This is a genomic window from Corynebacterium sp. KPL1824 (genome assembly GCF_000478095.1).
Classification (GTDB): domain Bacteria; phylum Actinomycetota; class Actinomycetes; order Mycobacteriales; family Mycobacteriaceae; genus Corynebacterium; species Corynebacterium accolens.
Window position 1 is genome coordinate 74,307 of sequence record NZ_KI515749.1, and the last position, 20,983, is coordinate 95,289.

Sequence of the window (20,983 nt, forward strand, 5' to 3'; positions counted from 1 at the left end):
CTACTACGATTGGCAGGGATGACTAACCAAGAACAAGGCTCCGCGCAAGGCCCCTCCAAAGGAGGCGGCCGTAGCCGTAATCGGCGCCGGCGCCGGCGGCGGCCGGATAACCGCACGCGCCGCACTAACCAGCAGCGCAGGCAGCAACGCGGTGGCAATAATCATGGCACCTCCACCGTCATGGAGACCCGCGATGAGACCTCGGCAGGCGGGCTCGTAATCTCCGGGCTGGCCGAGTGCGTCGACGGCAGCGGTAAAGCGGACCTGTCCCGCGTCTACGTGGCTCTTATCGGGCGCCTAGACCGCCGCGGGCGTTTATTGTGGTCCATGCCCAAGGGGCATGTGGAAAATGGCGAGGCCAAGGAGGTCACCGCCGAGCGCGAGGTATGGGAAGAAACCGGCATTTCCGGCGAGGTTTTCGCTGACCTCGGGGTGATCGATTATTGGTTCGTCTCTGATGGCGTGCGCATTCACAAGACGGTGCACCACCACCTCCTGCGTTTTGTGGACGGCATCATGAACGATGAGGATCCAGAGGTGACCGAGGTGTCCTGGATCCCCGTTTCTGAACTCATCGAGCACTTGGCGTACGCGGACGAACGCAAGCTCGCGCGCATCGCGCACGATCTCCTCCCCGATCTCGCACGAAAGGAAGCCGACGCAGGGAAAGCGACCCCACGCTAATGCACCAGCGCCTGAAATCACTCGCCGCGGCCGGCGGCTGCGCGGTACTCGCCGGTTGGGGATTGTTCCTACCAAACGCGGCGGCCCAAATGGACTCTGCTCCGGACAAGCAGATGGATATCCAGGCTTGGCTGGGCGCGCGCGGCCCGGAGCGCGCCGATCTGGATCTTATCGATGCCCAGCCCTTTACCGTAGGCACTGACCTGCGGCTGCGCTTCCGCGTGCACAACCCCACCGATCAGCCCTTAGAAGATCTGCAGATAACTAGCCGGCGCGGCGATAGCGTGGCTAATGCGGCAGAAGCGCGGACGGAAATGGCCACCGGTAATTTTCCTTATTACGGCCCGGGCATGACCACCGCGCCGCTGCAACCAGGGGAAACCCGGGAATTAAGCTTTACCGTACCCAGTGGATTGGATGCCGAGCGCACCTTGGCCATCAATGAACCGGGCGCCTATCCGCTGCTCTTTACCCTGACCGGCACCCTCGAGGGCGATGCGGTGAGTCTGGCGGAAGAGCGCTTCGTGGCCCAGTTCTCCGAAGAGGGCCCCACAGATCCCGCTGCGGCCGCGGCACCGGAAGAAGCGGCACCAGAAGAAGAACACGACGATGCCGAGGATTCCCAACCCCACGATCTCACTGTGGTCTATCCCATCAGCGCGAACCTGGACATCGTCCCCGGCGGGCTTGGGGGAGAAGAGCTCATCTTGTCCTCGGATGATTTGGGGCATGAGCTACACAAAGGCGGCCGCCTCGATAGGTTGGTTTCTACCTACCAAGATCATGATCTGCAGGGAGCGGGCTGCGTGGCCATCGATCCCGCGCTGCTCGATACCGTCAACCGCATGGCGCAAGGCTATACGGTCAATTCCACCCGCCCCGCGCAGGGCGATCGCCCCAAGCGCCTGCGCGATTCCTGGTCGCGGGGCAGTGACGATGACAAGGGAGTGCCGGGTGAGGCAAAAAATGACGCCGAGCGGTGGCTGGAGCGCCTGCGCGAGTTGGATTGTTTCATCGCCATGCCTTGGGCCAATGCGAATGCCTCTGCGGTGGCACGGGCCAATAATCCCGCCCTTCTCTTTGAGGGTTTGCAGCGCGGCAATCAAACCATTGAGCGCATCCTGAGCAAGGCACCGGCCAGCAATATCTTGGCGGTAGGTTCCGGTTATATTGACCAAAAATTGCCGGTGCCATCCCTGGTTGCGGATAATTCGAACTGGTCCGGCGAGGCCGCGACTTTCGATGCCTCCCTTGGCGCCCTGCTATCCCAAACCGGCTCCAAGCCGCAGACGGTTGGCTATTCCAACCCGGAGCTGCGCTATGACTACGCCAAAGATTCTGCTCTGTCTCGCGCCATCACGGGCGGGGCGGCCCTCAGCCTCGCGGGTGGGGAAGATACCGTGGCCAAGCTTCCCAACTACTTGGACCCAAGTGCGGCCGAGCATGCACTCGCCGCCGCGGAAGACTTGCTCGACTCCGGCCACTCCCGTCCCCGCGGGATCAGCACAGTGGAATTGAAGCAGGGCGATCCAAACGCTCCCACTGGCAGCCCCTTTATCGATCCGGCGGTCTTTTCGGAGCCCGAATTGGCCCGCGTTGAACAACAGGCGCGCTATACCGATGAGCTGATGAATATCGTGGTGGATGACCCTGATATCACCATGACGCGCTCTGAATTCGTGCTGCCACTGCGCCGCGATCTCCTCAATTCCTTATCGCTTCATAATCGCGATAGCTTGAGCACCCACGCCGCAGCGCGCCAGTCCTTTTCCCGCACCATGGAGATGCACTCCAATACGCTGCGGGATCTGCGCGATTCCGTCTCCCTCATCCCCCCGGGCAATGTTTATACTCGCGTATCTGAGTCATCGCCGCTGCTCATCGTGGCCGAAAATGGCCTGCCATTGCCGGTGGAGGCGAAGCTGCAATACGATGCCCCCGATGGCGCGCGGCTCAACACGCCCAAAAGCGTCCGTATTCCCGCTAAGGGCTCTATTACTGTATCCATGACCGCTGATATGCCGAAGGACGCGGATCGCACGGACATTGGGCTGTGGCTGGCCACTCCTAAAAACCAGACCATTTCGCAGCCCATCACTATCTCCGTGCAGACACGTGCCGGTATCGTAACCTTATACGCTGCCGGCATAGCCGGCGCTCTCGCGCTGGTTTTGGCTACGCTCTTTCGGCTTGGCCGTCACCGACGCAAAAATCACAAGGCTGAAAAGTAAAAGTTGAAGTTGTATCCTCTATGACCGAAAAAGATGGCCGCCAGGCCCACCACGCGGAGAAGGCACCTGCAGGCGCGGTAGACCCCACGGATACCGCCCCCAATGCGGAAGAAAACCGTGTCCCGGTTACCGCCGGCGCGCGCGGCCGCATCGTGCGCGCCTCTCCGCCCGCACCGGTACCAGAAAAGCGGCCCACCCCCTCAGTGCAGAACACCACTGTTCCCCCTGAGGAAGATAAGTCCGCGCTGACTGGCCGCAATGCGGAGATCGAGGCCTCCAATCAGGATGTCATCCGCGCGACGGGAACGATGGCCATCGCCACGCTGCTCTCGCGCATCACCGGCTTCCTACGGCAGATGCTGATCGGCGCCACCCTTGGTGCCACGGTGGGTACGGCCTTCAGTAGCGCCAACCAGATCCCCAACCTGGTCACCGAAATCGTGCTGGGCGCGGTGCTGACCTCACTAGTGGTCCCGGTCTTGGTGCGCGCGGAGAAAGAGGACTCGGACCGCGGCGAAACCTTCGTCCGAAGACTTTTTACCCTGGCGTTTTCCATCCTGGGCATCGTTACCATCCTCTCCGTTATCTTCGCGCCATTCTTAACGAGGATGATGCTGCCTGAAGATTCCAAGGCCAATGCCGTACAGGCAACATCATTGGCCTTCTTGCTCTTGCCGCAGATCCTGTTCTACGGCCTCTTCGCCCTCTTCCAGGCGGTCCTAAATACCAAGAATATCTTTGGCCCTGGTGCCTGGGCGCCGGTGGTCAATAACATCATTTCCATCAGCGTCCTGCTGGCGTATCGCTTCTTGCCAGGCCGCCTCGACCCGCACGATCCTACGCCGGTGGCGGATCCACACATCATGCTGCTAGGCCTGGGCACCACCACGGCGGTGATCGTGCAGTGCTTGATCCTTGTGCCGTACCTGAAAAAGGCCGGCATCAACCTACGCCCGAAGTGGGGCCTCGATGCCCGCATCAAGCAATTCGGCGGCATGGCGCTGGCCATTATTACCTATGTGGCCATCTCCCAGCTGGGTTACGTGGTCACCTCCCGCGTGGCGGCGTATGCCGATGCCGGTGCGCCGCTGGTCTACCAGAACGCATGGCTGATGCTGCAGGTGCCGTACGGCGTTATCGGCGTGACCTTGTTGACCGCCATCATGCCGCGGCTTTCGCGCAATGCCGCCGATGGCGATGTCGATGCCGTGGTGCGCGACCTCACCTTGGGCACCAAGCTGACCTTCATCGCGCTTATCCCCATCGTCATTTTCATGACGGGCTTCGGCGTGCCCATCGCCCGCGCGCTATTCCAATACGGCGCCTATGGCGCAGATAGCGCAGAGCAGCTCGGCCTCACCATCAGTTTTTCCGCCTTTACCTTGATCCCGTATGCGTTGGTGCTGCTGCACCTGCGCGTTTTCTACGCCAGGGAAGAGGCGTGGACACCCACCTTCATCATTGCCGGCATCACGCTGACCAAGATCGTGCTGACCTTGCTGGCACCACTGATGACCAGCAACCCAGACCGGGTGGTCATCCTCCTCGGTACCGCCAACGGTTTTGGCTTTGTCTCCGGTGCGGTCATCGGCGGCTTCCTGCTTAAGCGCAAGCTGGGCAGCCTGGGCGGTAAGGCCGTGACCCAGACGGTCCTCTGGTCCTCCGGTGCCGGCGCGGTCGGACTAGTTGTCTCCTGGGCGCTGTACTGGCTCATGCAATTGGTCTTGCCGGCGCAACTGCCTTCGATCGTCTCGCTGGTCAAGGTCGTCGTGCTGGGCATCGTCTTTGTGATTATCACCGGAATCGTCCTGTCCAAGTCCTCCCTGCCCGAGGTGCAGAACCTGGCGCGCGCCCTCCAGCGCATCCCGGGAATGTCCCGGTTCATCACGGTGGACAATTCCAAGGCCATCGAAGTCGAGGAACCAGACCTGCAGGAAATCCAGCCGGTCTATACGCAGGATTCCTTCAACGCCACCTTGGTGCCGCCACCGATGTCCGCCGGTATCGTCCGCGGCCCGCGCTTGGTCCCCGGCGCCCCCGTATCGGACGGTCGCTTCCGCCTCCTGCAGGATCACGGCGCTGTATCCGGCGCCCGGTTCTGGCAGGCCCGCGAACAAGCCACCGGCCGCCTCGTGGCGCTGACGTTCGTCGATACCAATACGCAGGCGCCCATCGCGCCGTCGACGCCCACGGTCTCTGCCCGCCGCTCCGCCGAAATCTCCCGCAATACGCGGCGTTTGGCCGAGCTCAACCTAGAGACCATGGCGGATAATATCGAGATTTTGTCCTACCGCACCGGCTGCCTGGTGGTGGCGGATTGGTTTGAGGGCACCTCCCTCAAGCAGGTGGCAGAGGCAGATAACCTCGACCCCAATTCCGTCGCCCGCGCTACCGCGCCGCTGTTTGCCGATGCCGCCACCGCCCACGACGCCGGCCTCATCCTCGGCGTGGAGCACCGCGACCGCTTCCGCGTATCCACCTCCGGCATCGTCAAGGTTGCCTTCCCCGCGGTGCTGGATGGGACGTCTGCAGAAAGCGACCGCGAGGCCCTCAGCTCCGCGCTAAGCATGCTGGTCGAATCCACCGAACCATCGCCGAAGAAGCTGCGCGATATTTCCGATGACGCCAACCTCACCGCCGATGAGGCCGCAGAGCGCCTCGAAGAGGCACGGCTGGCCTTTGATGCCGCGGATGCAGAGACCCGCGAAGAGAAGCTGGAAGAGCTGCAGGAGGCGGAGGGGCTGACCTCGGCGGGCATCGCCAAGCGCCTGCGCGAATTCGCCCCGGAAGAGCAGGAAGAAAAGACCGAGGCCCTCCCCGTGGTCGTTGAAGATGAGCCCACGCAGGAAGAGGATCCGAAGCAAGAACCCGGCTTTGGCGGCCGCGGTTATTCGGGCTCTGGCGTCGTGGTCATCGGCATTTTCGCCACCATCTTCGTCGTAGGCATGGCGGCGCTGACGACGTGGGTGATGTCCCTGCTCAGCGATGTAGAAAAGACCAGTTCGGTTACTGAAACCGTGCAGGGCTCCACGATGATCCCGGAAACCCCGCCGGTGCACCTCAAGGAATCATCCGCCATCACGGTGCCAGACGGCGAGGATAATGAGCAGCTTATCGATGGCAAGACGATCACCACCTGGTCCACGAAGGAATCCGGTTCCGGCGCCTTGGTCACCCTGGATAACCCGGCCCACCTTTCTGTCATGACCGTGACCCACACCAGGTCCAATGGCGCGCACTACGAAATCTATGGCGTTAATAAAGACGATTTCGATCCGAAGCACCCGCAGCTGAGCTCTCTTCCCAAATTGGCGGAAGGAAAGTTCAAGCACTTAAACGAGGAGCTGGAGCTAAAAGAAACGCCCCAACAATTCGATGCCGCGCTCATAGTCATCACGGAACTGCCTAAGTCAAAAGAGGTTACACTGGGGGAGGTCCAGCTTGTTGGCCATCCTTAATGTCAAGGTCAGCGGGCTGGAAAAAGAATTTTTACTTCAAGGCTTGACTAAATTTCCCAATCGGGTATCGTAGTTGGTGTTACATCAACAACAACGTTAGGAGAAACAATCATGTCCCTCGCAGCAGGTACCTACACCATCGACAAAGAGCACACCGTTATCGGCTTCGTTACCAAGCACGCTATGGTTACCAAGGTGCGCGGCAACTTCGGTGAGTTCGAAGGCACCATCAACGTCGCCGAGAACATCGCTGACTCCACCGCAGAGGCCACCATCAAGGCTGCTTCCATCTCCACCGGCAACGAGGACCGCGACGGCCACGTAAAGAACGAAGACTTCTTCAACGTGGAGGAGTACCCAGAGCTTTCCTTCACCACCACCAACGTCAACGTTGATGAGGACGGCAACGGCACCGTCACCGGTGACCTCACCATCAAGGGCACCACCAAGTCCGTCGACCTCAAGGTTGAAGAGGTCGCTACCGCTGAGGACCCATTCGGCAACTTCCGCCTGGGCTTCGAGGCGCAGACCAAGATCAACCGCAAGGACTTCGGCATCGACTTCAACGCTCCGCTCAAGACCGGCGGCGTCCTTGTTTCTGAAGACATCAAGATCGAGCTCGAGGTTTCTGCCATCAAGCAGTAATCGCACTTCTTTGAAAACCTTGGGCTCTCACAGCCTTTTGGTTACCAACCACTAAAGCCCGCGCCGCGTACCCGCCCGGCCGCGGGCTTTAGTCGTTTTCCATGGACCTTGAGTTCAGAGGGTCGAGGCGAATGCCGAAACAGAACGACGTTGACGACATCCATCATGCTTCCCCGGCGTCCATTGCGGTGGACCGTTCGCGAATTAGTACAGACGGGAGTTTTTCTGCCCACTCTAGTGATTCTCTGACCCCGTCTGCGATGCTCAACTCGGCTTGCCAACTGAGGAGCTGTTCGGCCTTGTCGGTCAAAGTCGCACAACCCACGACATCACCGAGCCGCGGAGGAGCTGTCTGCACATTCAGGGGCTTCCCGGTCGCTTGCCCGAACGCGTCGGCGAGTTCGAACACCGTTGTTCCCGTTCCGGTTCCGAGATTAATGATATCGAAACCATCGATCTCGGATCTCGAGATGACCTCGTCGAAGTTCTGAAGCGCCGCCACGTGGGCCCGGGCGAGGTCCCAGACATGCACATAGTCACGAAGTCCGGAACCGTCGCGCGTGGGCCAATCGACACCCGTCACCGTGAATACCCCTCCGCTTCGATACGCCTCGATCATCTTGCCGAGGGCGTGCGTCGGATGTGGATCCTGGAGGCCACTACGCATACTAGGGTCTGCGCCGATCGGATTGAAATAGCGCAACGCGATCGCGTTCATCGCACCGGTGGCAGCGAAATCGCGCAGCACGCGCTCCAACATCCATTTGGATGCCGAGTAGGGACTCTGAGGGGCGACTGCTCCGGTCTCGTCGACCATGTAGTCATCACCAGCTTCGTACATGGATGCGGTCGAGCTAAGAATGAAGCGGCGGACTCCGAGACCGGATAGCTCACGCAAAAGCGTCAGTGACTTGGCGACGTTGTTCTCATAGTAGTCGAGTGGCGCGGACACAGATTCAGGAACGACGATTTTCGCCGCACAGTGGATGACGGAATCGATATCTGGATGTTCAGACAGGATGTTCTGCACTACGCAGGTGTCCGCGATATCGCCTTCGTAGTTTGCATACGGCCGTGAGAACTCTTTGAGCCCCTTGCTGTAATCATCCAAGATGACGGGCGTTATGCCATTGTCCTGGCAACATGCCGCAATGGTCGATCCAATGTATCCTGCTCCGCCGGTGATGAGAACCTTCATGCATTATCCTTCAGTCGAATGCCGCGACCTTTAGCCGCGCTCGACAAAAGTATATCTGGTCGCGTCTTCTAGAGTTGTGTCTCAGCATATTTTCCTGTGAGGCAAGTGGGTCGGCAGGTCCACGCGGCAGGCTCTCGTAACCGAGCAGGAGTCCTAGAGACTCGGCCCGTCGACGCCCGGGTCCATTCTCGGAGAACTGGTCGGTCCAGAAGCCCGACCGGTGCCACTGCTGCGGGACTGGCCCGCCTTCGCCGCCCGGAGCTGCTCAGTGATCGAGTACCCGAAGATGGAATCGGTCGCCGATCCCGAGGGATCGGTGTGGGAGGAAGGTCAATGCGCTGTATCTGGCGGAGACGTCGCCGGGTGATTCGGAGACCGGTCACGACCGGTCCACGACTGTCGATGCTACCGATGCTGCTGGTTCCGGGGCCGGCGAGAGTCGGTGGAGTACGCGCGGGATCTCCTGGTCGCGGCGTGCAGCCGGGAGCGGGCAGATGTGACCCCGCACGCGGTGTGGGGCAAGAACTGGGATCGGTGGTTGATGGATCGACTGTCGACGGATCTTACGGTGGATGTTCACCCGTTCGCCGGCACACCGATGGCCGAGGCGATGGAGCACCGGGGTCAGTTGCGGGAAGCACGGCTGGACGCCTACGCCGCCCGGCAGGCCGCTGGTTCAGGTGGCGGCACCGCGGCCGGACGCGCAGCGTCCGCTGCGGGAGGTCGACGACCACCTGCTGCGTCTGGCCGGTGAGTCCTGAGGTCTGCAGTTGAAGGTCAAGCAGGCCAGTGAGCCGCTGGAGCAGGAGGCCACCGCGCTGCGGAAGGTCGAGCAGGACGCCGAAAAACTCACGGCCGCCCAGGAGCAGGCCGATCGGTGTGCCGGACTGCTCCAGGTCGCAGAGGCGCAGTCCCGGGATGCGGAGCAGGCTGCCGGCAGCGGGATCGGGTGGCTCAAGGGTGCCGGGAGGAAGAAGGCCGAGCAGCATGACCTGCACACCGCACAGCGGAAAGTCACCCAGGCGCGGCAGCAGACCGCGGTGGCACAGCAGGACGTGGAGCAGGCAGCCCGATAGCTGACAGTGGCGCAGCATCAGGCGGAGCCACTGCAGCTGTCTCCGCAGCAACGGCAGTCGTATCAGGAGCAGTTGGCGTTGTATCGGCGTCTTGAAGACGCCGATGAGGTTCACTGGGAGATACTGGACCGTGAGCGCGAGCAAGCTCAGACGGTTGCCGCCGCTGCAGTTGGGAAGGATCTCCCAGCGGCAGAGGACATCGAGGTGGTGTTCGCTGAGTACACCTCACAGAGGCCGGTGGATTTAATGTATGAATCTGCGCCGACGCAAATATACGGGCAGATCTTGATTGTCCAAGCACGAACACTGGTTTCCCCTAAGAATCACCGATAGAATTGCCAGGACGAGACGCAAGGAGAACACCATGAAAAAGGCCACTACTTCACGGGGCATCACCTACGCATCTCTGGGGATATTAGCGGTCTCCTCGTCCCTGTGGGCTATGTACATGCAAGACAATGCATTTGCGATTATTGGCCTGCTTTGTGGAACGGCGGTCACCGCGTGGCAGATTCATCACTATAAGGCGACGATTCCACTTGCCGTTGATTCCATTGCGATAGCCGCGGGGATTGTGTCAGCTGTGGGCTTTGCAGCCCGAGAGAGCCTTTCAAGTTCCGCAATGGCATCGTTTGGCTATGCCACGGCTGGCGCATTGATCGTATACCTTATTTTCGCTGCTATCGCGATTATCAAATCTCGGGAAAGTGAGAGCTGAGCCCGGCGGCACAACACTCCATTTATCGATTTCAAATACAATTTCTCGTTAAATCTCCGACTGCGGTAACTATAGTTTCTAACTATGACGACACAACGCGATAAAACCCAGCACGAGCTGCTTCAGGAGCGCGCTGCAGCAGTAGACCTGCGGGCATACCACCTGCACCTAGACTTATCTCAGGTGAAGGAAAGCCCCACGTTCGGCGCGACGAGCCGCATCGAGCTCACCACCACCGAGCCCGAGCTTTTCCTGGACTACCTGGGAGAATCGGTAGAGCAGGTAACGGTTAACGGTCAGGCGCGGGACGTCGACTTTGATGGCAGCCTTATCCGCCTCCACGGGCTACCGGTAGGGGAGCAGCTGACGATTGAGGTCAGTGGCACCTCGCGCTACTCGCGCACGGGCCAGGGTTTGCACCGCATGCACGACCAGGCCGATGACGCGACCTATCTGTACTCACACCTCGAGCCTTCCGATGCCCGCCGCATCTTCCCCTGCTTTGAGCAACCCGACCTCAAGGCGCCGTTCCACGTCACCATGACCGCGCCGAAGGACTGGCAAATCCTCTCCAACCAGCCGGAGACCGAGCGCGAGGAGCACGGGGACAATGCTACGGTTCGCTTTGCGCCCACCCCGCCGCTTTCGACGTACCTCACCTCTTTTGCCGCTGGGCCATATAAGTATCAGGAGCGCACCTGGACTTCGCCGGATGGCGAGCACTCCGCGCAGCTGCGCGCCTTTGCCCGCGCCTCCATGTTTGAGTACTTGGATGAGGAGATCCTGGAGCTTACCGCGCAGGGCATGGACTATTTCCACGAGAACTTCGGCTTTCCTTACCCTTGGGGCAAGTACGATTCCATCTTCGTGCCGGAATATAACCTCGGTGCGATGGAGAACCCGGGCCTGGTGACCTTCACGGAAAGCTATATCTTCCGCTCTAAGGCCACGCGCAGCCAGAAGGCCTCTCGCGCAAATACCATTCTGCACGAGATGTCCCACATGTGGTTCGGCGATCTTGTCACCCCGCAGTGGTGGGACGATCTCTGGCTCAAGGAGTCCTTTGCCGAGTTCATGGGTGCCGATGCCTCCGTGCACGCCACCGCCTACGAAGAGGCGTGGGTCAACTTCGCCGGCGAGCGTAAAAACTGGGCCTACCTGCAAGATCAGCTTCCCACCACGCACCCCATCAAGGCCGAGATTCCGGACGTGGATGCCGCGCGCCAGAACTTCGATGGCATTACCTATGCCAAGGGCGCGGCGGTGCTCAAGCAGCTCGTGCACTATGTGGGCCGCGATAACTTCTACGCGGGTGCAAGGGATTACTTCCAGGAGCATGCCTTCGCCGCGGCCACCTTCGATGATCTGCTCGCGGCCCTGAAAAAGCACACAGACCGCGACCTCGATTCCTGGTCAAAAGCATGGCTGCGCACCTGGGGTCCAGACACCCTCACCCCGGAGCTGCACACGGAGGGCGAGAAGATCACCGAGCTCGCGGTGAGCGCCGAGGCCGAGGACACGACCCGCCCGCACCGCCTGAACGTGGCGTTTTTTGATGCCTCCTTGAACAAGTACCGCGAGTTCGACATCGACCTTCCCGCCGGCGGCCACCGCACCATCGTCGATCAGGCAGCAGGGGAGAAGGCCCCAGCATTGCTGCTGCTTAACGATGCCGACCACACCTACACCAAGGTCCGCTTCGACGATGCTTCGCTTGATACCATCCGGGATCACCTGTCCGAGGTCCAAGATGGGCTCAGCCGCGCGGTCATCTGGACCTCGCTGTGGAACCTCACCAGGGACGGGGAGTGGAATGCGGAGGAGTACGTGGGGGTCGTCGCCAAGCACGCGCCCGCAGAGACCAATGCCACGCTGCTGACCACCGCCTACGGCAATGCGCACTTTGCCATCCAGCACTATGTCGCGCAGGATCGCCGCGAGCAGGTGCGCGCCGAGTTCGCCGATGCGCTGTGGGAACAACTCGGTGCTGCGGATTCGGGCTCCGATGCGCAGCTCATTCTGGCCCGCACCGCCATTGCCGCACTGGCCGCCACGCCGGAAGCCTCCGGTACCGACCGCCTGCGTGGCTTGCTCGCCGGCACGGTGGAGGGGCTGCGCCTTGATCCTCAGATCCGCTGGTCCATCCTGCGCGCCCTTGCCGCCCGCGATGCCGTCGCACTGGATGAGCTGGAAGCAGAAAAGCAGCGCGATAATACGCTGACCGGCGCCGCCGAATTTTTGGGCGCTAGCCACGCCTTCCCCACGCCGGAGACCAAGCGAGCCGCCTTCGATAGCGCGCTGAGACCAGGGGAGTATTCCAATGCAGAGGTCGATGCCCTGCTGGCCGGCTTCAACGCCCCGCGCTCGGCGGAACTACAAGAAGAATTCGCCGAGGAATTCTTCCGCCGCGTCGAAGACATCTGGGATAATCACCCCATTGAGATCGCCAACCGGCTGATCCGCGGCTTCTACCCGGAATCTTCCATGGCGGAGTCCGCCACCACGGATCTCCTGCACAAGGATCTGCCGGGTGCGCTGCGCCGCGTGCTCCTAGAGTGCCGCGATCACCTGCGCCGCACCCTGCGCGTGCGCGCCCAGCAATAGGCGGTCAATAGACTGTACCGCCGCCGGCTCGCGCCGGAGTTCCCCTCGGGTCACAATTGCTTTAACACTTGTTGATCCGGGGGGAATCTACAGATGCCATTAAGTCCTGACCACAGCGACGAAGAATTAGTTGATGCTTTTATCGAGGGGGATAATAAAGCCTTTTCCGCCATCGTGGAACGCCACCGCAAGCGGCTGACCACCGTGGCGCGGCGTTATACAAGGAATGAGTACGACGCGCAGGATGTCGTGCAAGAAGCCTTCCTGCGCGCCAGCTGCAATCTCCATAACTACCGGCGGGAATCGGCCTTAAGCACGTGGCTGCACCGCCTGGTGAAAAACACCGGCTACGACTATTTAAATCACCGGGCTAATAGGGAAAACGCCTCGCTCGATAGCGATGATTTTGCCGATGATCGCAATCCACTGCTGGCGCATAACCCATCTGAAAACCTTGCCGAGCAGCTCGTCGTCCGCGAGGCCATGGAGCTTTTAAGGCAAGACCAGCGCGAAGCACTCATGCTTACCGATGTCGCCGGGTTCCGCGTCAACGAAGTTGCCACCGCCCAAGGCGTAAAGCCCGGCACCGTTAAATCTCGCCGCGCACGCGCGCGGGAGGTCTTGCGCGAAGCCATCGGTTAACTACATCTCGATATCGCATCATTCTTGCATCAATTTCGCAGCCGCTAGCCTTTACAATATGAACGATTCGCAATCTGGCGGGTAGACTCTTGACGTTACGCAAAATGACACTGTGATTTTAGGGAGTTAGCAATGACCGTCCACGATGTTGCCATCGTAGGTTCCGGACCTGCCGGTTATACCGCCGCGCTTTATGCCGCTCGTGCTGAACTCAGCCCCATTGTATTTGAGGGATTTGAATACGGTGGCGAATTAATGAACACCACCGAGGTAGAGAACTACCCGGGCTTCCAAAAGGGCATCATGGGCCCAGAGCTCATGGAAGAAATGCGCGCACAGTCAATCCGCTTTGGCGCGGATCTGCGCATGGAAGTCGTCGACTCCGTTGAGTTGGAGGGCGATATTAAAAAGCTCCACGTGGGCGATGAGGTATTTGAAGCCCGCACGGTAATCCTCGCCACCGGCGCCGCACCGCGCCACCTTGGCATTCCCGGCGAGGAAGAGCTCTCCGGCCGCGGTGTTTCCACCTGCGCTACGTGCGATGGCTTCTTCTTCAAGGGACACAATATCGCCGTCATCGGCGGCGGCGATTCCGCCATGGAGGAAGCTACCTTCCTGACCAAGTTCGCGGAATCTGTCACCATTGTCAACCGCTCCGAAAACTTCCGCGCCTCCAAGATCATGTTGGACCGCGCCCAGGAGAACGAGCAGATTAAGTGGGAAACCAATAAGGTTGTCGAGCGCGTGCTTGAAGATGACGGCAAGGTCGGCGGCCTAGAGCTCAAGGACGTTGAGACTGGGGAAACCTCCACCTTGGATGTCACCGCCATGTTCGTGGCCATTGGCCACGATCCGCGCTCGTCCTTCCTCAACGGCCAGGTAAAGCTGAACGATAACGGCTACGTTGAGGTTGATCAGCCCTCCACTAAGACCTCCCTGCCTGGCGTTTTCGCTTGCGGTGACTTGGTAGATGATCACTATCAGCAGGCCATCACCGCCGCAGGATCTGGCTGCCGCGCTGCCATGGATGCGGAACAATTCTTGGCTGCAAACCGTTAGATCCAGTATGAGTAACGTCAAAAAGGTAACCACTGAAACATTCCGTTCTGATGTCATCGAGTCGGATAAACCCGTCGTCGTAGACTTCTGGACGGAATGGTGCGGGCCATGCAAGAAGCTGTCTCCGATCTTGGAAGAGGTCGCAGATGAGCTCGACGGTGAGGTCACCATCGCCAAGGTCAACGTCGATGAAGAACGAAACCTCGGTGCCATGTTCCAAATCATGTCCATCCCAAATGTATTGATTTTCAACAATGGCGAGAAGGTCGATGAGTTCGTTGGCCTGCGTTCTAAAGATGACATCGTGGCGCAAGTGAAAAAGCAGTTATAGCTGTTAATCTTGTTACTAAAGTTAACGAGTAGGAAATCTGCCATGCGGCCCAAAGTCCTAGGGCCGTGGAAGGGGTGAAAGGCGTGAATCGCGTTCTTCGGGTTGGTGATTCAAGTGTGCGCGTAGCTGAAGCTCGCGCCACCTTGGCTCGCCTTGGCCTCTTATCAGATTTCACGGGGGAACTGTCTGCCTGGAAAAAGCAGAAGTACTCCGAGACTGATAAGACCTTTGATGCCGATCTCGCTGAAGTGCTCAAGGCATTTCAGCAGTCGCGCGGCATCCTCCCAACGGGAGAGATCGACGATCTCACCCTGCGCGAGTTACGCCAAGCCTCATATACCCTGGGTAGCCGTGTATTGAGCTACGAGCCCACCAATGCCTTGGTGGGCGATGACATCTCGCAGTTGCAGCAGCAACTGCAAGAGCTTGGGTTTTATCAAGACCGCGTCGATGGCCATTTTGGCCGCACTACCCACGCCGCGCTCACCGAATACCAGCACAACTGCGGGCTGCAGGAAGACGGCGTGTGTGGGCCCGCGACCATTCGCGCGCTCAGCTTACTCGGCCGCCGCATCACCGGCGGTTCGGCGCACAATATTGTAGAACGCGAGCGCGTGCGCAATGCCGGGCCGAAGCTGGCGGGAAAGCGCGTGGTCATTGACCCTGCGCTCAGTGGCCGGGACTCTGGCTTCACGGTCAAGGGCCGTTTTGGTGATATTTCTGAGCAAGAAATTCTATGGGATCTCACCCAGCGCATCGAAGGCCGCATGATCGCCGCCGGCATGGAGACCATTATTTCGCGCCCCCGCACCGATGATGCGGACGTGCAATCCCGTGCCGAGCTGGCTAATGCCTTTGATGCCGATATGGTCATCTCTTTGGCGTGCGATTCTTACCCCAATGAGAAGGCCCATGGCGTAGCCACGTTCTACTTTGGTTCCGAATCCGGAAACTCCTCACTCATTGGTGAAACCCTGTCTGGCTTCATCCAGCGTGAAATCGTGGCCCGCACCGATCTGCAGGACTGCTCTAACCATGGCCGTACCTGGGATCTCTTGCGCCTGACGCAGATGCCGGTGGTACAGATCTTTTTGGGTTATCTCACCAACCCTGAGGACGTCAAAATCCTGACCAACCCTAAGCGCCGTGATGATATTGCAGAAGCAATCGTCATCGCCGTCAAGCGCATGTACCTCATGGAGCAAGACACCGCCATTACCGGCACCTACAAATTCTCCGAGCTGCTTCAGGCGGAGCAGGCTTAGCCCCTCCTCACTAGGTTTGGGGCGCAAGCATTCTTTTGTGGCTGAGCCACCGTGTAATATCAGTCCAGTTATTGACTACTACACAGTGAATGGATTCCCATTATGGGCAGCTCAACCTCCGCCCCAATTTCCACAAAAGAAACCCGCCGCGTGGTAGCTGCCACCACAATCGGAACCGCGATTGAATGGTACGACTACTTTCTCTATGCCGCGGTTGCCGGCCTGGTATTCAACCAGGTGATGTTCGGCCCCTTAGAAGGCGGGGTAGCGAGTATCGTCTCCTTCGCCTCCGTGGGCCTATCTTTCCTTTTTCGCCCACTTGGCGCGTTCCTAGCGGGACATTTCGGTGACCGTCTTGGCCGCCGCCTCGTTCTCATGGTCACCCTTTTTGCCATGGGCGGGGCCACCACACTGATTGGCCTCCTGCCTACCTACGATACGGCGGGAGTATGGGCTCCCATCCTGTTGATTTTCCTCCGCATCATTCAAGGCATTTCTGCCGGGGGAGAGTGGGGTTCCGCGGTACTGCTTGCAGTTGAGCACGCTCCCAACGATAAGCGCGGCCTCTTCGGTGCTGGACCACAGGTCGGAGTCCCCATCGGCCTACTGATGTCCTCTGGCGTGCTGTCCATCATGAATATCATCGCACCAGGGGATGCCTTCCTTGAATGGGGTTGGCGCGTGCCGTTCTTGCTCTCCTTCGTCCTAGTGATCATCGGCTACGCGGTCCGCGTCGGCGTGGATGAATCACCGGTCTTTCAGGAGATCTCGGATAATAAGAAACGCGAAGCGGCAAACCCCATTGGTATCTTGTTCAAGCGGTATTTCCCGCTTGTCCTCGTCGCGGCCCTAGTCTTTGCAGGAAATGGCACCGTGGGCTATATGACCACCGGTGGCTATATCCAAAATTACGCCACCAACCCCGAGGGCCCGGTCTCGCTCGCGCGTGGCGATGTCCTCAATGCCGTCACCCTATCCGCCTTCACGTGGCTTATCTTTACCCTTTTCGCCGGCTGGTTATCGGATTATATCGGGCGCCGCGCGACGTATCTCATCGGATTTGTCATTCAAGCAATCGGCGCAGCGGCCCTTTTCCCGCTGGTAAATACAGCGTCCCTAGGATTGCTGTATGCCGCCCTCATTTTCCTGACGGTAGGCCTCGGCTTAACCTACGGTGCGCAATCTGCCATGTATACCGAGCTTTTCCCCGCATCCATCCGTGCCTCGGGCGTATCGATTACCTATGCCATCGGCTCCGTCCTCGGCGGCGCCTTCGCCCCGATGATCGCCGCAGCATTGGTAGAAGCAACGGGCACGACCTTTGCGGTATCCGTCTATCTTGTCTCCGCAAGCATCGTCGGATTTATTGCGGCCCTACTCCTGCGCGAGCGCAAGGGCATTCCGCTTGGCGCCGAATACGAGGAAGAACAAGCCAAGGGCCACTTCATCTTTTCTAAGAAATAGTGCCCTCGATCTGAAGAGGAGGGCACTTACTTTGAGGATTCAGCTGGCGCGCCTGGGGAACGCCGCGGCGGAAGCAGTTATTTATCCCGCTCCATCAGCGCCATGATGCGCTCGAAATCTTCTTGGTCGCCGAATTCTACGACCATCTTGCCCTTGCGCTTGCCCATGGTCACGGTGACCTTGGTATCGAAGCGATCCGAGAGGCGCTCGGCCGAGTCGGTGAAAAATTGCGGCTGCGGTACCTGGGACTTCTTCTTATTCTCCGCAGGCTTCCCGTCGCGCTTATACAGCGTCACGGCTTCCTCGGTGGCGCGCACGGACAAGCCCTCCGAAATAACCCGGTCCGCGATGTAGTCCATCGCTTCCTTGTCATCGAGGCCCAAGATAGCGCGGGCGTGACCAGCCGAGAGGGTGCCTGCGGCGACTCGCTTTTGCACATCCACCGGCAACCGCAGCAGGCGAAGCATGTTGGTCACCTGCGGACGGGAGCGGCCAATGCGGTCCGCTAGTTCGTTCTGGGTAACGCCGAACTCTTCCAAAAGCTGCTGATAGGCGTGTGCCTCTTCCAAAGGATTGAGTTGGACGCGGTGGATGTTTTCCAGCAGGGCATCGCGCAGCAGATTGTCATCTTTGGTATCGCGCACGATGGCGGGAATGGTGGCCAAGCCAGCCTTGGAGGAGGCGCGCCAACGGCGCTCACCCATGATGAGCTCAAATCCGCCCTCCTCGGAGGGACGAACGACGACCGGCTGCAGGAGGCCGAATTCGCGGATGGAGTGAACCAGCTCGCTGAGCTCATCCTCATCAAAAACGGTGCGCGGCTGCTTGGGGTTGGGGACGATTTCCCCCACGGAAATCTCGCGGTAGGTCGCACCAATTGCTGCCGGCGTAGCTTGCCGCTTCTTGGAGGACTTGGACGCAGATCCTTGTTGAATGGTGGGAGCGCCCTTTACGCGCTTCTCACCGCGTGCCTTGCGCTCGCTACTTCCCGTGGAGTTTCCCAGAATAATATCTGCGGCGGAATCACCCAGCCGTGGCTTGCGGGTGGGTGCGTCGGGGCCGGACGGGATGAGAGCGGCCAAGCCTTTGCCTAGGCCACCTTGCTTTTGTTCTGCCATGAAATCCTATCCTTCCAATTCCGCATAAATTTCGGGGCTCACGCCAATCGCCCCCGTAGTGGGATGCGGGCGATAATCACCGCGCCTGTTGAGCTCGCGAGCCGCCGCAAGATACGCCCGTGCACCGGTGGATGAAGGGGCGTAATCAATCACCGTGGTCCCGTAACCAGGCGCCTCTGAGACGCGCACAGAACGCGGGATGACATTGCCCATGACAACGGCGCCAAATTGCTCACGAACGTTATCGGCCACATCCTCGGCCAAACGTGTACGTGCATCATACATGGTAAGGAGCACCGCAGAGATATGCAGATCTTCATTGAGGTGCTCGCGAATCATCGTGATATTGCCCAATAATTGGCCCACGCCCTCCAGTGCGTAATACTCGCACTGGATAGGAATGATGACTTCCTCCGCACACGTCATGGCATTGATCGTTAGCAAGCCCAAAGATGGCGGGCAATCAATAAAGACGTATTCAAAGCCGTGTTCTTCTAGGAACCCTTTATGGAGGGCATCGTAAAGCCGAAACTCGCGGCGGACGAGGGAGACCATCTCAATTTCTGCGCCGGCAAGATCGATGGTCGCGGGGATGCAATAAAGGTTGGAATTATGCGGGGAAGCCTGCATGGCCTTTTCCGCAGTGCAATCGCCCAAGAGCAATTCATAGCTGGAATCGGTTCCTGAGCTATGTTCCGCGCCCATGGCGGTCGATGCGTTTCCCTGGGGGTCAAGGTCAATGACCAATACCTTCTTGCCTTCAGTAGCAAGGGCTGCGGCCAAGTTAGCGGCGGAGGTGGTTTTACCTACGCCGCCCTTCTGGTTGGCAATGGTGATAAGGCGCGGATTAGTCATGCCGTCTACTTTAGTTCACGCGCGGGACACGGATAATCGTGGTTCCGTGAACGGTCGTGACCTCGGCCTTTCCGCCGCCGGCCTTCTTAATATCCGCGGCATCGCGCTCCAGCTCTTCGTGTACAGAAGAACCTTTCAGCGCGATCATTTCCCCGCCTTTGCGCACCAGGGGAAGAGACCACTTTGCCAGCTTTCCCAGGGGAGCTACCGCGCGGGAGGTCACCACGTCTGCGCCGGCCACTGCCTTCTTAATGGGGTCTTCTTCGGCGCGCCCGCGCAGCACGGTGACGTTATCTAATCCCAGGTTTTCGGTTACCTCGTTGAGGTAGTTATAGCGCTTCAAAAGCGGCTCAATGAGCGTGATGTGCAGATCGGGGCGGGCGATGGCAAGCGGGATGCCGGGCAGCCCGGCACCAGAGCCGACATCGATAACCCTGGCGCCTTCCGGAATGACTTGTTCAATAACTGCGCAGTTTAAGATGTGGCGCTCCCACAGCCGCGGTACCTCGCGCGGGCCGATAAAACCACGAGTGGACCCGTCTGTAGCGAGCGAATCGTGGTATTCCTGCGCGAGCGGCAGGCGAGAGCCAAATACTGCAGACGGGTCCATCTCGGACACTATGAGAATCTCCTCAGTAGCTGTTTAATTGTCGTTCTTCCGCTGTTTCTTCGTGCGGTTGTCTTTCTTGCGAGCGCCTGGCTTTGGAGCGGTAGTGCGCTTGGCCTCAATCTTAGCGGCCTCTTCCTCTTCTTCTTCGCGGTCCATCTTGCCGTAGATGATGCGGGTCTGGAAGAAGGTCCACACGGTGTTGGACAGCATGTAGAACAGCAAACCGATGGGCCAGATGAAGCCGGAGAAGATCAGCATTGCGGGCATGACCCACAGCATCATCTTGGACATCATGGCCATCTGCTGCTGCATCATTTCCGCATTCTGACCCTGCGGGGCGGAAGTCTTGCCCTGGGCGCGGCGCTTTTCCTGGCGGTTCAGGCTCATGCGCGCGTTGAAGTGCATCAGCACGACAATCACGGCAATCATCGGCACGATGATGAACGCCGCCTGGGTGGTGGTGGTAACACCTTCCACCAAGGGCGAGTTCAGGCGCAGGTTTGTCACCAGCGGAACGCCGAAGATCTTGGCGTCCAAGAACTGCTGGACGAGCTCCGGCTTAAAGATGTAGTTCGCGGTATTGGCATTGTCCTCAATGGACATCGGCTCGCCGCTGGGGTGTCCAAAGCCGCCGGCTACAGACACCGTGCGGTCGAAAGAGCGCAGCACGTGGAAAAGACCAATGAACATTGGAATCTGCACCAAGACCGGAAGGCAGCCGGCCATCGGGCGGACGCCAGCGTCCTTATAGACCTTCTGCATTTCCTGCGCGGCGCGAGCCTGATCCTTGCCGTACTTCGCGCGGATTTCCTGCACCTTGGGCTGGATTTCCTGCATCTTGCGCGAAGATCGAATCTGGCTCACGGTGGGCTTGACCATGAGCGCCTTCAGCGTCCAGGTCAGCAGCACGATGGCCAAAATCCACGTAATGCCCCATGCGGGATCCATTACGAGGGATAGCAGCCAGTGCCAGAACCATAAAACGGCCGAAATTGGCCAGTAAATGAAATTAAGCACGAGTGTTT

Annotated in this window: 17 protein-coding genes; 12 read left to right on the forward strand and 5 right to left on the reverse strand. The window is 59.4% G+C overall.

Annotated elements, in window-relative coordinates:
• The first annotated feature begins 18 nt into the window (after positions 1 to 18).
• From HMPREF1267_RS00330 to HMPREF1267_RS00345, 4 genes are all read left to right on the forward strand, one after another.
• Positions 19 to 684, forward strand: coding sequence for an NUDIX hydrolase (locus HMPREF1267_RS00330; protein ID WP_023029760.1), 666 nt, complete (start codon positions 19 to 21; stop codon positions 682 to 684).
• Positions 684 to 2,915 (forward strand): DUF6049 family protein, encoded by a 2,232-nt coding sequence (locus HMPREF1267_RS00335; RefSeq protein ID WP_023028021.1) that lies wholly within the window; start codon positions 684 to 686, stop codon positions 2,913 to 2,915. Before HMPREF1267_RS00330 ends, HMPREF1267_RS00335 begins: the two co-directional genes overlap by 1 nt.
• 20 nt (positions 2,916 to 2,935) lie before the next feature.
• Positions 2,936 to 6,373 (forward strand): murein biosynthesis integral membrane protein MurJ, encoded by a 3,438-nt coding sequence (gene murJ, locus HMPREF1267_RS00340; RefSeq protein ID WP_023028022.1) that lies wholly within the window; start codon positions 2,936 to 2,938, stop codon positions 6,371 to 6,373.
• Positions 6,374 to 6,484: 111 nt separating this feature from the next.
• Positions 6,485 to 7,018, forward strand: coding sequence for a YceI family protein (locus HMPREF1267_RS00345; RefSeq protein WP_005275938.1), 534 nt, complete (start codon positions 6,485 to 6,487; stop codon positions 7,016 to 7,018).
• A gap of 163 nt (positions 7,019 to 7,181) precedes the next feature.
• Here the strand turns inward: HMPREF1267_RS00345 and galE are convergent, their stop codons facing one another.
• A complete protein-coding gene (gene galE / locus HMPREF1267_RS00350; protein ID WP_023016396.1) occupies positions 7,182 to 8,216 on the reverse strand; it encodes a UDP-glucose 4-epimerase GalE in 1,035 nt (344 codons plus the stop codon).
• Between the two features lie 770 nt (positions 8,217 to 8,986).
• Between galE and HMPREF1267_RS00355 the strand changes: the two genes are divergently transcribed.
• From HMPREF1267_RS00355 to HMPREF1267_RS00395, 8 genes are all read left to right on the forward strand, one after another.
• Positions 8,987 to 9,292 (forward strand): hypothetical protein, encoded by a 306-nt coding sequence (locus HMPREF1267_RS00355; RefSeq protein ID WP_005275950.1) that lies wholly within the window; start codon positions 8,987 to 8,989, stop codon positions 9,290 to 9,292.
• 364 nt (positions 9,293 to 9,656) lie between these two features.
• Complete coding sequence (locus HMPREF1267_RS00365; protein WP_023028024.1) at positions 9,657 to 10,010, forward strand: hypothetical protein; 354 nt, start codon at positions 9,657 to 9,659, stop codon at positions 10,008 to 10,010.
• Between the two features lie 84 nt (positions 10,011 to 10,094).
• Positions 10,095 to 12,614 carry an aminopeptidase N gene (pepN, locus tag HMPREF1267_RS00370; RefSeq protein ID WP_023028025.1) on the forward strand — a complete coding sequence of 840 codons (2,520 nt, stop codon included), beginning with the start codon at positions 10,095 to 10,097 and terminating at the stop codon, positions 12,612 to 12,614.
• A 93-nt stretch (positions 12,615 to 12,707) separates the two neighbouring features.
• Positions 12,708 to 13,256 carry an RNA polymerase sigma factor gene (locus tag HMPREF1267_RS00375; RefSeq protein ID WP_005275963.1) on the forward strand — a complete coding sequence of 183 codons (549 nt, stop codon included), beginning with the start codon at positions 12,708 to 12,710 and terminating at the stop codon, positions 13,254 to 13,256.
• 132 nt (positions 13,257 to 13,388) lie between these two features.
• Positions 13,389 to 14,315, forward strand: coding sequence for a thioredoxin-disulfide reductase (gene trxB, locus HMPREF1267_RS00380; protein WP_005275966.1), 927 nt, complete (start codon positions 13,389 to 13,391; stop codon positions 14,313 to 14,315).
• Between the two features lie 7 nt (positions 14,316 to 14,322).
• On the forward strand, positions 14,323 to 14,646 hold the full coding sequence (gene trxA / locus HMPREF1267_RS00385) for a thioredoxin (protein WP_023028026.1): 324 nt from the start codon (positions 14,323 to 14,325) through the stop codon (positions 14,644 to 14,646).
• Between the two features lie 83 nt (positions 14,647 to 14,729).
• A complete protein-coding gene (locus HMPREF1267_RS00390) occupies positions 14,730 to 15,911 on the forward strand; it encodes an N-acetylmuramoyl-L-alanine amidase (protein ID WP_034653713.1) in 1,182 nt (393 codons plus the stop codon).
• Positions 15,912 to 16,013: 102 nt separating this feature from the next.
• Positions 16,014 to 17,375, forward strand: a complete 1,362-nt coding sequence (locus HMPREF1267_RS00395; RefSeq protein WP_023028027.1) for an MFS transporter — start codon at positions 16,014 to 16,016, stop codon at positions 17,373 to 17,375.
• Between the two features lie 77 nt (positions 17,376 to 17,452).
• Here the strand turns inward: HMPREF1267_RS00395 and HMPREF1267_RS00400 are convergent, their stop codons facing one another.
• Genes HMPREF1267_RS00400 through yidC form a run of 4 tightly spaced genes read right to left on the reverse strand, consistent with a single transcriptional unit; the run spans position 17,453 to position 20,975 of the window.
• Positions 17,453 to 18,493 carry a ParB/RepB/Spo0J family partition protein gene (locus HMPREF1267_RS00400; RefSeq protein WP_023028028.1) on the reverse strand — a complete coding sequence of 347 codons (1,041 nt, stop codon included), beginning with the start codon at positions 18,491 to 18,493 and terminating at the stop codon, positions 17,453 to 17,455.
• Positions 18,494 to 18,499: 6 nt separating this feature from the next.
• The gene (locus tag HMPREF1267_RS00405) at positions 18,500 to 19,348 is read right to left on the reverse strand and encodes a ParA family protein (RefSeq protein WP_005275982.1); all 849 of its coding nucleotides are present in this window, start codon (positions 19,346 to 19,348) and stop codon (positions 18,500 to 18,502) included.
• A 10-nt stretch (positions 19,349 to 19,358) separates the two neighbouring features.
• A complete protein-coding gene (gene rsmG, locus HMPREF1267_RS00410; protein ID WP_034666949.1) occupies positions 19,359 to 19,958 on the reverse strand; it encodes a 16S rRNA (guanine(527)-N(7))-methyltransferase RsmG in 600 nt (199 codons plus the stop codon).
• Positions 19,959 to 19,991: 33 nt separating this feature from the next.
• Positions 19,992 to 20,975 (reverse strand): membrane protein insertase YidC, encoded by a 984-nt coding sequence (yidC, locus tag HMPREF1267_RS00415; protein WP_023028030.1) that lies wholly within the window; start codon positions 20,973 to 20,975, stop codon positions 19,992 to 19,994.
• Positions 20,976 to 20,983 lie beyond the last annotated feature (8 nt).

What these genes read in the sequence shown, in the direction of transcription:
- pepN (WP_023028025.1), top strand. Translation starts at nt 10,095, where the DNA reads ATGACGACACAACGCGATAAAACCCAGCACGAGCTGCTTCAGGAGCGC.
- HMPREF1267_RS00375 (WP_005275963.1), top strand. Translation starts at nt 12,708, where the DNA reads ATGCCATTAAGTCCTGACCACAGCGACGAAGAATTAGTTGATGCTTTT.
- HMPREF1267_RS00395 (WP_023028027.1), top strand. Translation starts at nt 16,014, where the DNA reads ATGGGCAGCTCAACCTCCGCCCCAATTTCCACAAAAGAAACCCGCCGC.
- trxB (WP_005275966.1), top strand. Translation starts at nt 13,389, where the DNA reads ATGACCGTCCACGATGTTGCCATCGTAGGTTCCGGACCTGCCGGTTAT.
- HMPREF1267_RS00335 (WP_023028021.1), top strand. Translation starts at nt 684, where the DNA reads ATGCACCAGCGCCTGAAATCACTCGCCGCGGCCGGCGGCTGCGCGGTA.
- HMPREF1267_RS00365 (WP_023028024.1), top strand. Translation starts at nt 9,657, where the DNA reads ATGAAAAAGGCCACTACTTCACGGGGCATCACCTACGCATCTCTGGGG.
- galE (WP_023016396.1), bottom strand. Translation starts at nt 8,216, where the DNA reads ATGAAGGTTCTCATCACCGGCGGAGCAGGATACATTGGATCGACCATT.
- HMPREF1267_RS00400 (WP_023028028.1), bottom strand. Translation starts at nt 18,493, where the DNA reads ATGGCAGAACAAAAGCAAGGTGGCCTAGGCAAAGGCTTGGCCGCTCTC.
- trxA (WP_023028026.1), top strand. Translation starts at nt 14,323, where the DNA reads ATGAGTAACGTCAAAAAGGTAACCACTGAAACATTCCGTTCTGATGTC.
- rsmG (WP_034666949.1), bottom strand. Translation starts at nt 19,958, where the DNA reads ATGGACCCGTCTGCAGTATTTGGCTCTCGCCTGCCGCTCGCGCAGGAA.
- murJ (WP_023028022.1), top strand. Translation starts at nt 2,936, where the DNA reads ATGACCGAAAAAGATGGCCGCCAGGCCCACCACGCGGAGAAGGCACCT.
- HMPREF1267_RS00405 (WP_005275982.1), bottom strand. Translation starts at nt 19,348, where the DNA reads ATGACTAATCCGCGCCTTATCACCATTGCCAACCAGAAGGGCGGCGTA.
- HMPREF1267_RS00345 (WP_005275938.1), top strand. Translation starts at nt 6,485, where the DNA reads ATGTCCCTCGCAGCAGGTACCTACACCATCGACAAAGAGCACACCGTT.
- HMPREF1267_RS00330 (WP_023029760.1), top strand. Translation starts at nt 19, where the DNA reads ATGACTAACCAAGAACAAGGCTCCGCGCAAGGCCCCTCCAAAGGAGGC.